This window comes from Bacteroides cellulosilyticus DSM 14838, assembly GCF_000158035.1.
Taxonomy (GTDB): Bacteria; Bacteroidota; Bacteroidia; order Bacteroidales; family Bacteroidaceae; genus Bacteroides; species Bacteroides cellulosilyticus.
In genome coordinates, this window is record NZ_EQ973492.1 from 881567 (window position 1) to 895765 (window position 14199).

Sequence of the window (14199 nt, forward strand, 5' to 3'; positions counted from 1 at the left end):
CACACGTGTCAGACCGTCCATACCGGGGCATCATGATGTCCGGATATTACGATTTCAGGAAGATAGTTGGAACCGAAAGGGTTTGAAATTCTCTTCGGAATGATGGGACTGGGAAATACGTCTGATAAACCTTATAAAAAATCAGCCAGAGTTGTAGGTGAAGTATTGGGTAAGTATCACCCGCATGGTGACTCTTCCGTTTACGGTGCATTAGTTCGTATGGCACAGCCTTGGGCAATGCGTTACATGGTGGTAGATGGCCAGGGTAACTATGGTTCGGTAGACGGCGATAGCGCAGCAGCTATGCGTTACACCGAGTGTCGCTTGCGCAAGATTGGTGAAGATATGATGCAAGACCTCGACAAAGAAACCGTTGATATGCAGAGCAACTTCGACGATTCTTTGCAGGAGCCTACTGTTATGCCTACCCGTATTCCAAACCTTTTGGTAAACGGTGCATCTGGTATTGCTGTAGGTATGGCAACCAATATGCCTACCCACAACCTTTCAGAGGTTATTGATGCTTGCATCGCATACATCGAGAACAACGATATCGAGATAGAGGAGTTGATGAACTATGTGAAAGCTCCCGATTTCCCAACAGGAGGATATATATATGGTATGAGTGGCGTACGCGAGGCATATCTTACCGGTCGCGGTCGCGTTATCATGCGTGCAAGAGCAGAAATAGAAACCAGTTCTACACATGACAAAATTGTCATCACGGAAATCCCGTATGGTGTCAATAAGGCGGAACTGATCAAGAATATTGCAGATTTAGCCAATGATAAGAAGATAGAGGGTATCTCCAATGCCAATGATGAGTCTGACCGTGAAGGTATGCGTATTGTGATTGATATCAAACGTGATGCCAACGCCAGCGTAGTCTTGAATAAACTCTATAAAATGACGCTGTTACAGACTTCTTTTAGTGTGAACAACGTAGCATTGGTACACGGGCGTCCTCGTTTGCTGAATCTGAAAGACATGATTAAGTACTTCGTAGAACATCGCCATGAGGTGGTTATCCGTCGTACTCAATATGACTTGCGTAAGGCTAAAGAACGCGCTCATATATTGGAAGGCTTAATCATTGCATCAGATAATATCGATGAAGTAATCCGTATCATCCGTGCTGCAAAGACACCTAATGATGCTATTGTCGGCTTGATAGAACGCTTCCAATTAACAGAAATTCAGTCTCGTGCCATCGTAGAAATGCGTTTGCGCCAATTGACCGGACTGATGCAGGATCAGCTTCATGCTGAATATGAAGAAGTAATGAAGATGATTGCTTATTACGAAGAAATTCTTTCGAATGACGAACTTTGCCGCAAAGTTATTACTGATGAATTAATTGAAGTAAAAGCAAAATACGGAGATGAACGTCGTTCTGAAATTGTTTACTCATCCGAAGAATTCAATCCGGAAGATTTCTATGCAGATGACGAAATGATTATTACCATTTCTCATATGGGCTATATTAAACGTACTCCGTTGAGTGAGTTCCGTGCTCAAAACCGTGGTGGAGTAGGCTCCAAGGGTACAGATACCCGCGATGCAGACTTCATTGAACACATATATCCGGCAACCATGCACAATACCATGATGTTCTTTACTCAAAAGGGTAAGTGCTATTGGCTCAAAGTATATGAAATCCCTGAAGGTACCAAGAATTCCAAGGGACGTGCCATCCAAAACTTGCTGAATATTGATTCAGACGATGCTGTAAATGCATATCTGCGTGTGAAGAACCTTTCTGACACAGACTTCATCAACAGCCATTATGTCTTATTCTGTACCAAGAATGGTGTTATCAAGAAGACATTACTTGAACAGTATTCCCGCCCTCGCCAGAATGGTGTAAACGCCATTACTATCCGTGAGGACGACCGCGTTATCGAAGTACGTATGACTAACGGTGACAACGAAATTATCATTGCCAATCGTAATGGACGTGCCATTCGCTTCCACGAAAGTGCTGTACGCGTTATGGGACGTACTGCAACTGGTGTGCGTGGTATGACGCTTGACGAAGACGGGCAAGATGAAGTTGTTGGAATGATTTGCATCAAAGATCCTGAAGCAGAAACCATTATGGTAGTTTCTGAACAAGGCTATGGCAAACGTTCTGATATCGAAGACTACCGTAAGACTAATCGTGGCGGTAAGGGTGTTAAGACGATGAATATCACCGATAAAACAGGTAAATTGGTAACAATTAAGTCTGTAACAGATGATAATGACTTGATGATTATCAATAAATCTGGTATCACCATTCGTCTGAAAGTTGCTGATGTCCGTATTATGGGTCGTGCTACCCAAGGTGTTCGTCTGATCAATCTTGAAAAGAGAAACGATGAGATCGGTTCAGTATGTAAGGTTACATCAGAAAGTATGGAAGATGAAATTCCTGTTGATGATGAAAATTCCCCAATTCCCACTATAAATGAGGTAGAAGGAGAGGAGGAAGACTATAACTCTGATAATAAAGTCAATAATGAAGATGAAGAATAGACATAATATTAATTTTAATTTTACAACTATCATGAAAAGAGTATTATTTTCAGTGATTTTATTGCTCGCTGCAGGCTTCACTTTCGCTCAAGAAAAGACTGTGAAAGAAGCTAAAAGCATTGCAAATGAAGTGAATCCGGACTTTAATAAGGCCGAGCAGCTCATCAATCAAGCCTTGACTAATCCTGAAACAAAGGATAATGCCGATACTTGGGATGTAGCAGGTTTTATTCAGAAAAGGATTAATGAAAAACAGATGGAAAATGCCTATTTGAGAAAACCTTATGATACTCTTAAGGTATATAATAGCGCATTGAATATGTGCAAATACTACCTTAAGTGCGATGAACTCGCACAGGTTCCAAATGAAAAGGGAAAAATCAAGAACAAGTACAGAAAACCCAATGCTGCTGCTATTGTAGCAGAACGCCCAAACTTGATCAATGGCGGTATTCAATATTATAACTTAGAGAAGAACAAAGAAGCATTAGATTTCTTTGGAACTTATATTGAAATTGCTCAGAATCCGATGTTTGAAAAGGAAAACTTCTTGCAGACAGATACACTCTTAGCTCAGATTGCTTATTATGCAAGCTTGGCAGCAGCAAAGATGGAGGATTATCCCAGTGTTCTGAAATATGCTCCTTATGCACAGAACGACAAAGAAGTAGGTCAGTATGCTATGGAGTTCATCTCTACAGCTTTAAAAGCACAAGGCGATACTGTTAAGTGGATTGCTTCATTAAAAGAAGGTTTGCAAAAATACCCTCAGCATTCATTCTTCTTCGGTCATTTAATTGATTATTATAGCAATAACAATAAATACGATGAAGCCATGCAATTCGCTGATGAAATGTTAGCTAAAGACCCCAATAATACATTCTATCTGTACGTAAAAGGATATCTTTACCACAATATGAAGGATTATGATAAGGCTATTGAATACTACAAAAAGACAATTGAAGTAGATCCTACTTATGCAGAAGCTTATTCCAATTTAGGACTGATCTACTGTCTCCAAGCTCAAGACTTCTCAGAAAAAGCTACTACTGACGTTAATGATCCTAAATATAAAGAAGATCAGATTACTTTGAAAGCTTTCTATGAAAATGCAAAACCTTGCTATGAAAAAGCAAGAGAATTAAAACCTGACCAAAAGGATTTATGGTTGAATGGTCTTTACAGAGTATATTATAATTTAGATATGGGACCAGAATTTGAAGAAATTGAAAAGCTGATGTAAAGTATAAACTTAAAAAACAGCTGTCCCAAAGCTGTCTCAAAATAGTTTATTTTGAAGTGAACCCTAAAAGTTAGACAAAAAACTTTTAGGGTTTATTTTATATGATTAAGTACACATACCGTATAAGCCGCACCGCACTTGAGGGTTGGGGACGTTTAACCCGCAATAAAATAAAGGCTACACGCCACTCCGTACACACAGGGGTAGGGCCGCCAAAAGATATGGGTAGACCTAAGAAGTTGGCTTTAATTATGCAAGAAGAATATTAGTATCATATATTAAACATAATACTGATTATTAATCTAAATTGCTTGCGCTATTTATTTTAGCTTGGGCGTCCATAAATAACTAACAGCGGTGTATCGGAATGAAAAATCATCTTCCGAGCAATACCTGGATTAAATAAGCGAGAGAATATATTACGTTTATAAGTAGTCAACGTAATTATATCAATATGATTAGTTTTTTATGTAATTATCTAAGCTGTTCAAGAAATCATCATTCATCACAACATCATAATGAATTTCCAGGTCCGGGTACTGTTTTTGAAAATACTCCTTAATACCACCTAATTTAATTTCATTCCAAGTGTCCTTAACATCTGACAGATGAATCAAAGATACAGAGAAATGAAATGGCTTTAAAGCAGCAATCAAAGAATCGAATGCAATTAAATCCCGTTGATCAAAATTGGTGATAAATGCAATACGTTTAGCTTCTGCCAACTGTTTAAATGGAGTATTCTCCGGAATGGCTAAAACTGGTACGCGGCTTCGCTCAATTACCTCAGCAGTTACACTACCAATTAAATCTATATCTTTCTGATTTTTACCACGAGTCCCCATAATCACAATACGTGGCCGATATTCCTTCGAATAACGAAGAATTTCCTCTTCTGGAATACCTTCACGCAATACACAACTATATTTTACATTCGGGAACTCTCCTGAAGCTACTTTTGCTTTTACCTTGTCAGATAAAGTATTTAAATCTGCATGAACTTTTTGTAATATGTTTTTTACATTTTCATCGTCTGTTAGCTGATAATTAAAAACGTCTCCATAAGGTAATGACGTGGTATAGATTGGTGTAAAATAAACATGAAGCAACACAACTTCCGCTCCCATATTCTGAGCGAAATTAAAACCAAACTCACATGCCTTCATTGAATAATTAGAAAAGTCTACAGGAATTAAGACCTTATTACTCTCCTTTTCTACTTTGGGTGACTTCCCTCCCACTACCTCTTCAGAAAGCCAAGCAGAGCTCTCAGTTATCTTCAATGCACGCGGTAGATCGCTTTCTTTTATACGTAAGCGCACACCTGAAGACACTACAGGTTGTATTTGATTTACATTATGAATATAGGTTTCAATACCTTCATTTTCAAGCACATTCTTCAATATCTGAGCTTTTGCATAAGTCAGAATAGCTAAGGTTACTAACTTGTCTTCCATAATCAACTGTTTTTACTTTATAAACAAATAAGAAATCCCAATTGTTTGTCTATCAATTGGGATTCATTTATAACTTTCTTTTCTTAAGCTCGAACAGGCTCAGCACTGGCATTCATTTCATCCAGAATTTTTAGAGCTCTATCAAGGACGGTAGTATCATCCAACATAACCAAACCACCATCCGGACCAGGCTCTAAATGTATCCCAACACTCTTACCCTCTTTAAAATTGTGACCGCCAAAAAAATTTCTAACTGTATCGACGTTCAATCCGAGCTCATCGGCTATTCTATGCATACTACCAGTAGGTAATGAATCTTTAATTCTGCGAAGTTCATTAAATGTTATTGTTCTCATATTTATAAATTTAATGGTTAATAACTCTGTGAGTTTCACTTATCACGCTATAAACTTAAGGAAAAAAAAAGATAAAACAAACTATTTCGGTGTCTTTTTTACAAAAATAAAGAAGCCTGTCAAAAGGGGATTTGTATTTTCCCTTTCAACAGGCTTCTTTCTATTATTAACTATCTTATTATGAAAGAATTATATCTATCAGATAACTTCAACAGATGACGCAGGTACCCATCCTACTTTACCATCCTCTAAGCGGATTTCTTTCCATTCACGCATGGAGTTATCTTTAATTTCAACCTTCCGTCCCTCATGCAATATGAACAAACTGGTGCCACTTTCACTCGGAGTACTACGTACTGTTACACTTGGAGTTAGTACGATAGCATTGTTACGATTCAATAGCTCATTTTTTTGTTGAAAAGCAAAGACATTCGCTAATAAAACTAACACCAGAAATACTATCCCTGCAATAAATCCTATTTTCTTCCACACGATTTGCTTGGAAAAGAAGAAGAAATAAAGAGATGCAAGCAACAAAAAGAAACAAACGACGCCTACCTTCGCCCAAGCATCCACACTCAAACAATTAATCAATGATTTCGTCCAAGATACAAAGAAAACCTCGGGTACAGGGATCACTTTATCAATCGTTTTTGCACGAGCAATCTCTAAATTAGCCCGAATATCAGCATTGCCTGGCTGTATTAAAAGTGCACGCTCATAATTTAAAATGGCTTTTGCTATATCACCAGCCTTATAGTAGCTATTTCCTAAGTTATAGTATACCTCAGCCGCTTCTCCTTCTTTCAGCAGAGCTTCATATATCTGAATAGCAGAGGCATAATCATTCTTCACGTATACGCTATCTCCTTCTGCTTTTGTCACACTATTCTCTTGCGCAGCAGCTGAGAATTCAGTGTGTGAACCTATTGTTACCGAATCATTCGCTTGTTGTAATGTATCCGATGCAGTCTGTCCAAAAGAGGTCAATGCCATTAACAGGCCAACAAAAGTAAAAAACAGTATCTTTTTCATCATATAACCTCCTAATTAATGTTTAATCGAATTCTCCATTTTACTTATTACTGCTAATGAAGCCGAATAGACTTTATCCATAGCCTGATTATCATCGCCAGGAGCAAAACGGGCAAACTCACAATCATTCAATGCAGCCAGGAATTCTTTAATCAAATCATCCTCCACTCCATATTTACGAAGTTCCTCTTCAATATTATCTTTTGAAAGTCGAGAAACCGGAATATTCAATTTATCGCTTATATATCCCCAAAGAGCCTTCAAGACTTCGTCATAGAAAACATCTTTTTTATTCTCAGCCAACAACTTACCAGCTAACTTCATACGTTTAACAGCAACCTTATTTGCCTTTTTCGTACGCATTTTCGCAACATTAGCATTAGCAGCTATCTGCTTACGGTAAATGATAAAGAAAATGATAAACGCAACGCCAGGTACTAAATAGAGCAACCAATATAACATAGAGTCAAAGAAAAAGTCTCCCTTTTGAGAAAGCGTCACATCATTTTGCTTGATGAAGCGAATATCCTCATTCAAGACTTTCAAATCCTCTTTATTTGTAAAGTTAGCAATAGTTTGCGCTGCATTTCCTTCACCTTTCTCTACATGCAATTCATACTCTTCGGTAGTCAATATCTTATAAGTACGGGATTTGATATCAAAATAGCTGAATTTCACCGCTGGTATTTTAAATGTTCCGGCATTGCGTGGAATAGCCAGATATTCAATAACCTTACTACCCGAAAGCCCTGCACTTGTCAGCCTGAATTTATTATCAACTTTAGGGTCATATACCTCGAAGTCATCCGGGAATTTCACCTCAGGATCACCTATTAACTTCAAATTGCCTGTACCGGAAATGACAAGTTTAATAGTTACAGCATCGTTTGTCTTTACATTAGTACTATTAATGGAAGAAGAAATGCTAAACTCTCCCACTCCACCGGAAAAATCAGCAGGTTTATCGCCTGGTAAGGGTTTTACATCTACAGTTAGTTTCGGTGTCATCAATGTCTTTTTGACTTCAATGTAGTTACTGCCACCATTAAAGAAAGCTTCAAATGGATCAGATACTTGAGTAGCTTTAGCAATAGAAGCATCAAAACGTGCCGGATCAATAGTCAAATTACCAGACTGCTGTGGAAACAACACAAATTGCCGATAAACGGTAGTTTGATAATTCCGCCCTTTATAATGTTCCAAGCTCCATTTTCTATCACCCGGAAGTTCGACTTCTTGTGAATGAAACCCTTTAAAATCAGGAAGTTTTACATTGTCAAAACCGCGAAGGTCAACCAGAGTGTAAATTTTATAAGTCAGCAAGAATGCTTCTTGTTCATACACATTGGCCTTACTAATAGTAGGCAAAATAAAGAGATCCTGATTGGAAACAGAAGTTCTTGAAGAAGCACGACTGGTATTGCCCTGCTGGCTACTATTACCTCCGCCTGAAGAAGCTGCTCCGGCCTGATCTGCTGGCAGAACCTTGATTTGCACAGAATTAGAAACCATCTGATTACCATCGGCTGTAATTGTAGCTCCCGGAATTGTGAAACTACCCTCAGCAGTAGCCATCAGTATATAAGTGAAAGTAATACTGCTGGTTGAGGTCGATACCCCATTAACTATTTGCATACTACTTTGCTGAGAGCGACTGGGGCCCATCAGTACGTCAAACCCCTTAATAGAAGGAGCACGGAAATCTCTCACCTTCTGTGTAGTCACTGTATATGCCAGTCTGAACTGGTCACCCACCGCTACAGCATCAGGAGCTGACGCGGTAAATGACACCTTGTCATTAGCCAAAGCTTGCAGACTGACTACTACCAGTGCTATCCATAAGAAAATTAATTTTCTCATATATTATCGTATCTTTTATTATTTACCAATCCTTTTCCAAACGACCACCTTGGATAACTTGCTGTTTCTTCACCTTATCCTGTACATCTTTCTCATCCTGCATCACCGACTTCAAAAGTTGTTCAGCATTTTCCTTTGACATCTGATTTTCTTGTGGCTGAGGAGGTTGCTGCTGTTGATCCTGGTTCTGCTGATCTTGTTGATTTTGGTCTTGTTTGTCTTTATCTTGTTCTTTTTCCTGCTCCTTTTTGTCCTGATTCTGATCTTGGTTCTGGTCTTGATTCTGCTGATTCTGTTCCTGATCTTTCAGCATTTTCTGAGCCAAAGCCAAGTTATAACGCGTCTCGTTATCTTTCGGATTATTACGTAGTGACTCTTTGTATGCTTCCACAGCTTTGGCATAATCCTTACCGGAGTGGAATATTACTCCCATATTATGATAGATTTGAGCAAGATTACCCTTATCTTTCTCCATTTTAGTGGCAGCAACAAACTGCTCCATAGCCTCCTGCAACTTATTCTGTTGCATAAGTGTATTACCCAGATTATACATGGATATCGCTGACTTCGGATTCACATCAATAGCCTTCCGATAATTCACTTCAGCATTTACATACGTACTATCTTTATAAGCACGGTTTCCCTTACGAATATAGTCGCGTTCCGCTTTCTGTGCAGAAACTGAAATAGCCGTCAGTAGCAGCAAGATAATTCCGATAGTTCTATTTCTCATCATCATACCTTTCTTCCTTTTTAAACAGATGGATATTACGGAATAACGGGTTTTTACGTTCCAAAATCAGCATTTCAGCCAACAACAGTAACAATATAATCCATGCAACAGCCTGGAATTGTTCGTTGAACTCTGTATAAACCTGTGTTTCCACATCCGCTTTCGCCATTTTATTAATCTCCTGAGCAATCACCTTTTGTGCAGCATTTGAATTGTCTACACGCACATAAATCCCATCTCCTGCCTGAGCTATTTCCTGACACATCTGCTCATTCAAGCGGGTTACAACCACGTTTCCATCACGGTCACGGCGGAAGTCATTGGTTCCTTCTACAGGGATAGGTGCACCATCAGGCATACCCACACCCAGAACACTGACTTGAATACCTTTTTCTGCAGCAGCCTTGGCAGCTTCCACAGCTCCGCCTTCATGGTTTTCACCGTCAGTAATAACGATGACGGCACGCCCTACTCCTTCCTGGGGGGTAAAACTGCGGGTAGCCAGATTAATAGCTGCACCGATAGCCGTACCCTGCTTGGATATCAACGACGGATTAATAGATTCCAAAAACATTTTGGCAGAAATATAATCGCTTGTAATAGGCAACTGTGTAAAGGCATCACCGGCAAACACAATCATACCTACCTTATCATTCTCCATCTTGTCAACCAATTGTGCTACCAGTCTCTTGGCTTTCTCCAGACGACTGGGTTGTACATCTTGTGCCAACATAGAGTTAGAAATATCCAACGCAATCATTACCTCTACTCCCTGACGCTTCACAGTCTCCAACTTGGAGCCAAACTGCGGACGTGCCAGCAATACAGCAAACAGTCCGATTGCAGCAAACACCAGCCAAAACTTCACATCCGGACGATATTTAGATACATCCGGCATCAACTGTGCCATTAGCACCGGATCGCCAAACTTGCGGATCGCTTTCCGTCTCCGATAATTGGAGTACAGGTAGAAAGCCGCCAAGAAAGGCAACAGGAGCAACAGGTATAAATATGTAGGTTCTTCAAATCGAAACATCTTTCTATGTACAATTTAGTAATTTACAATTAATGCATTGTTTTAAGGTATCTTCTTCAAGATAGAATTACGAAGCAATACTTCAAGTAACACGCACAAGAATGCCGCCAAAGCAAACCAACGGTATTCTTCCTGGCGCTTGCTGTATTCCTTCACATTCAACTTGGTTTTCTCCAACTTATCGATCTCCTCATATACCTCTTTCAGCTTAGAATTACTGGTGGCACGGAAATAATTACCTTCTGTGGTAGCCGCAATCTGCGTCAGTGTCTTTTCATCAATCTCCACCGGCATATTAACATACTGCACAGTGTTACCCACCGGATAAGGATACGGAGCCATTCCGTTTGTACCTACACCAATTGTATAAACCCGGATACCAAAACTCTTAGCTATTTCCGCCGCAGTCAGCGGAGATATATCTCCTTTATTATTTGTACCATCCGTCAACAGAATGATTACTTTAGACTTCGCTTTACTGTCTTTCAAGCGGGTAACGGCATTAGCAATACCCATACCGACTGCTGTTCCATCTTCAATAATACCACACTTAATGCCTTGAAACAGATTCAGAAGCACTGCATGATCCACCGTCAACGGACATTGCGTAAAACTTTCACCGGCAAACAAAGTTATACCGATATTATCATTGGGCCGACCATTGATAAACTCCGCAGCCACATCTTTAGCAGCTTCCAGACGATTCGGTTTCAAATCCTCTGCCAGCATACTGGTAGATACGTCGATGGCCATCATAATATCTATACCTTCAATTTCACTGTTTTGCCAGCTATTAGTAGTTTGAGGACGCGCCAACACTACGATAATCAATGCCAAGGCAATAATCCGTAACATAAAAGGTACATGCAACAAATAGTTCTTATAACTCTTCGGCGTATGAGCATATACACGAGCATCCGAAATCTGAAGTGTAGCTTCATTATTCCTCCGCTTCATGATATACCATACTATATAAGGTATAAGCAACAGCAGCAAAAACAAATATTCAATATTGGCAAAAACCATTGTATTTACTATTTAACAATTTACTATTTAAGATTGGAGTTACCCTTAAATTTTGCTATCATGCAAAATAATTGTATAACTGCATTCCAATATAAACGAACGAACCAATCAAGGCAACCGACAATACTACGATGCCTATGCCCAGCAATATTTTAGTACGCAATGAGCGTTTCTCAATGATAGTAATTTCAGTGGGTTGCGGTTTTGCATTCTCCACTTCTTTCTCCTTGGTTTCATTGATAAATTCGATGGCATTGATCAGATTCGCATCATTTTCGTTCATCAACGGATTATGTTTAGCGAACTTCACCAAATCGGCAGTCTCAAAAAGAGAACGTAAATCTGCAATAGCTTCTTTATCTTGCATTTCAAGCAACTTTTCTATAATCTCCGAAGAGGTCATTTCCAAAGCATTGAAACCAAAACGCTCTTTAATATACGTACGCAAAGTACCTGTCAATTCCGTGTAATACTCCTTCGGCTGTCCCTTTTGCCATACTTTTTCCCCTTTGATACGCTCTATTTCTTTCATCGCCATCTGATGCGGAGGTAACTTCGGTTCAACCTTTATCTTACGGATGATAGGTTTATTGTCACAGATACGCATGATCAGATAGATAAGTAATAATGCAATCGGAATAAGCAATATGCCACAGGTGATAATCCCATACCAATCTTCCCACACAAAAGGAGGTTGCATTACTGTCTTCGAACCAAAAAACTGTTCCGGATTCTCTGGATCCAATGGCACATTCATCGAATATACCTTCAGTGCTAATGCCTTCGAACGATATGCCTTATTATCCACCAATACTTCCATCGGTGGCAGATAATACAATGCCGAGTCAAATGATGTAACAGTATACTCCTGCGTAATCAGCATTCGTTTATCATCATTTATATACTGCGTATCCGGCTTTGCAACATCTACAATCTCCACACCGCTTACCAGTGTATCCGTATAAACAGGGAAAATAGCCCGTTTATCGGCATCCAAGGCTACCTGAAGTTTAATCTTCGCCTGGTCACCGATATAAATTTGCAGAGAATCAATGGTAGCATCCACTGTTACCGACTGAGCCACTGCCTTGCCAGTCAACATCCCCAATAGGGTTATCAGAAATAGATATCTTTTCATTTTTCCGATTAATTTCGTTTCGCAAACAAATTCATCAATGCTTTGACATAGTCTTGATCAGTACGTACCGACACATTATCGACATTGCTCTTAGTGAATGTTTCGTTCAGTTCCACCTGTTTATTCACCCACCAGTCGTGATGAGCACGACGAACGGCACGCGACGAAGTATCAATCCACTGCTCATGTCCGGTCTCAGCATCCTTTATTTTCATCAAACCGATAGCCGGCAGTTCCTCTACCCTGCGGTCATACACCTGGATAGCCACCATATCATGTTTCCGGTTGGCGATAGTCATTGCATTCTTAAAGTTCCCCTGATCAATGAAATCGGATAACAGGAAGGCTGTACAACGACGCTTCATTACGTTTGTCAGATATTCCAGTCCGAGCCGGATGTCAGTCCTCCGACTCTCCGCTTTAAAGTCAATCAGTTCGCGAATAATATATAAGATATGCTTACGCCCTTTCTTAGGCGGAATGAATTTCTCTATCCGGTCAGAGAAAAAGATAACCCCGATTTTATCGTTGTTTTGTATAGCCGAAAAAGCCAACGTTGCAGCTATTTCCGTCACCATATCCTTTTTCATCTGCTTCACCGTACCGAATTCCAAACTACCGGAAACATCCACCAGCAACATGACGGTCAGCTCGCGCTCTTCTTCAAACACCTTCACGTAAGGCTTATTGAAGCGAGCAGTCACGTTCCAGTCAATGTCGCGTATGTCATCGCCAAACTGATATTCGCGTACCTCGGAAAATGCCATACCCCTACCCTTGAAAGCCGAATGATACTGGCCGGCAAAGATATTGTTGGATAATCCGCGCGTCTTGATTTCAATCTGACGGACTTTTTTTAACAGTTCACTTGTTTCCATCTATATCGTTAAATAATTCCGTTAATAAATACCGGCAACGTTCTTTAAAAACGTTGGCAAGATTCTTTAAAAACGTTCACACCATTTATTAACAGGTCTCGGAAGACCTTTTTAAAAATACTTACTTAATTAAGGTACTTCAACCTTATTCAGTATTTTGCTGATGATCTCGTCAGAAGTCAGGTTGCTGGCCTCTGCTTCATAAGTCAATCCGATACGATGGCGCAATACGTCATGAGCCACGGCACGAACATCTTCAGGAATCACATAACCACGACGTTTGATGAAAGCATAAGTACGGGCAGCCAACGCCAGATTGATAGAGGCACGGGGAGAACCACCGAAACCAATCATATCTTTCAGTTCCTTCAGATCATATTTCTCCGGATAACGGGTAGCAAATACAATATCAACAATGTAGCGTTCAATCTTCTCATCCAGATATACCTGACGAACAACTTTACGTGCTTCAATAATCTCCTGAGCTTTCAGAATAGGCTTCACATTGAATTTATCGCCATTGATATTCTGGCGGATAATCATTTTTTCTTCTTCCATCTTCGGATAGTCGATAACCACTTTCAGCATGAAACGGTCCACCTGGGCTTCAGGCAGCGGATAAGTACCTTCCTGCTCAATAGGATTCTGTGTAGCAAGTACAAGGAAAGGTTCGGGCAACGGGAAAGTTTCCGTACCAATAGTTACCTGACGTTCCTGCATCGCTTCCAGCAAAGCACTCTGTACCTTGGCCGGAGCACGGTTAATTTCATCTGCCAAAACGAAGTTGGCAAAAACAGGTCCTTTCTTTACTTGGAACGTTTCGTCTTTCTGACTGTAAACCATTGTACCGATAACGTCAGCAGGCAGCAAATCGGGAGTAAACTGTACACGACTGTATTGTGCATCGATCAATGAGGCAA

9 protein-coding genes and 3 pseudogenes are annotated in these 14199 nt (G+C 39.9%); 2 read left to right on the top strand and 10 right to left on the bottom strand.

Annotated elements, in window-relative coordinates:
* Positions 1-87 precede the first annotated feature (87 nt).
* Positions 88-2517, top strand: a pseudogene (gene gyrA, locus BACCELL_RS21725) (DNA gyrase subunit A); the annotation flags it as partial.
* On the top strand, positions 2501-3760 hold the full coding sequence (locus BACCELL_RS21730) for a tetratricopeptide repeat protein (RefSeq protein ID WP_007214239.1): 1260 nt from the start codon (positions 2501-2503) through the stop codon (positions 3758-3760). The pseudogene gyrA and the gene BACCELL_RS21730, both read left to right, overlap by 17 nt.
* Positions 3761-4085: 325 nt before the next feature.
* On the opposite strand, the pseudogene BACCELL_RS21735 reads toward BACCELL_RS21730, so the two are convergent.
* The 10 genes and pseudogenes from BACCELL_RS21735 to BACCELL_RS21780 form a co-directional block, all read right to left on the bottom strand.
* A pseudogene (locus BACCELL_RS21735) lies at positions 4086-5217 on the bottom strand (universal stress protein).
* Between the two features lie 83 nt (positions 5218-5300).
* Positions 5301-5573 (bottom strand): hypothetical protein, encoded by a 273-nt coding sequence (locus BACCELL_RS21740; RefSeq protein WP_007218563.1) that lies wholly within the window; start codon positions 5571-5573, stop codon positions 5301-5303.
* Positions 5574-5771: 198 nt separating this feature from the next.
* Entirely contained in the window at positions 5772-6611 is an 840-nt protein-coding gene (locus BACCELL_RS21745) for a tetratricopeptide repeat protein (RefSeq protein WP_007214242.1), read from the bottom strand.
* A 12-nt stretch (positions 6612-6623) separates the two neighbouring features.
* Positions 6624-8468: a BatD family protein gene (locus BACCELL_RS21750; RefSeq protein ID WP_007214243.1), complete on the bottom strand. Its 1845-nt coding sequence runs from the start codon at positions 8466-8468 to the stop codon at positions 6624-6626.
* Between the two features lie 22 nt (positions 8469-8490).
* Positions 8491-9207, bottom strand: a complete 717-nt coding sequence (locus tag BACCELL_RS21755; protein WP_007214244.1) for a tetratricopeptide repeat protein — start codon at positions 9205-9207, stop codon at positions 8491-8493.
* Positions 9191-10237, bottom strand: coding sequence for a VWA domain-containing protein (locus BACCELL_RS21760; RefSeq protein WP_007214245.1), 1047 nt, complete (start codon positions 10235-10237; stop codon positions 9191-9193). Before BACCELL_RS21760 ends, BACCELL_RS21755 begins: the two co-directional genes overlap by 17 nt.
* 42 nt (positions 10238-10279) lie before the next feature.
* Positions 10280-11263, bottom strand: coding sequence for a vWA domain-containing protein (locus BACCELL_RS21765; protein ID WP_007214246.1), 984 nt, complete (start codon positions 11261-11263; stop codon positions 10280-10282).
* Positions 11264-11321: 58 nt separating this feature from the next.
* Positions 11322-12401 carry a hypothetical protein gene (locus BACCELL_RS21770; RefSeq protein ID WP_007214247.1) on the bottom strand — a complete coding sequence of 360 codons (1080 nt, stop codon included), beginning with the start codon at positions 12399-12401 and terminating at the stop codon, positions 11322-11324.
* 8 nt (positions 12402-12409) lie between these two features.
* The gene (locus BACCELL_RS21775; RefSeq protein WP_007214248.1) at positions 12410-13279 is read right to left on the bottom strand and encodes a DUF58 domain-containing protein; all 870 of its coding nucleotides are present in this window, start codon (positions 13277-13279) and stop codon (positions 12410-12412) included.
* Between the two features lie 129 nt (positions 13280-13408).
* Positions 13409-14199 (bottom strand): annotated as a pseudogene (locus BACCELL_RS21780) (AAA family ATPase); the annotation flags it as partial.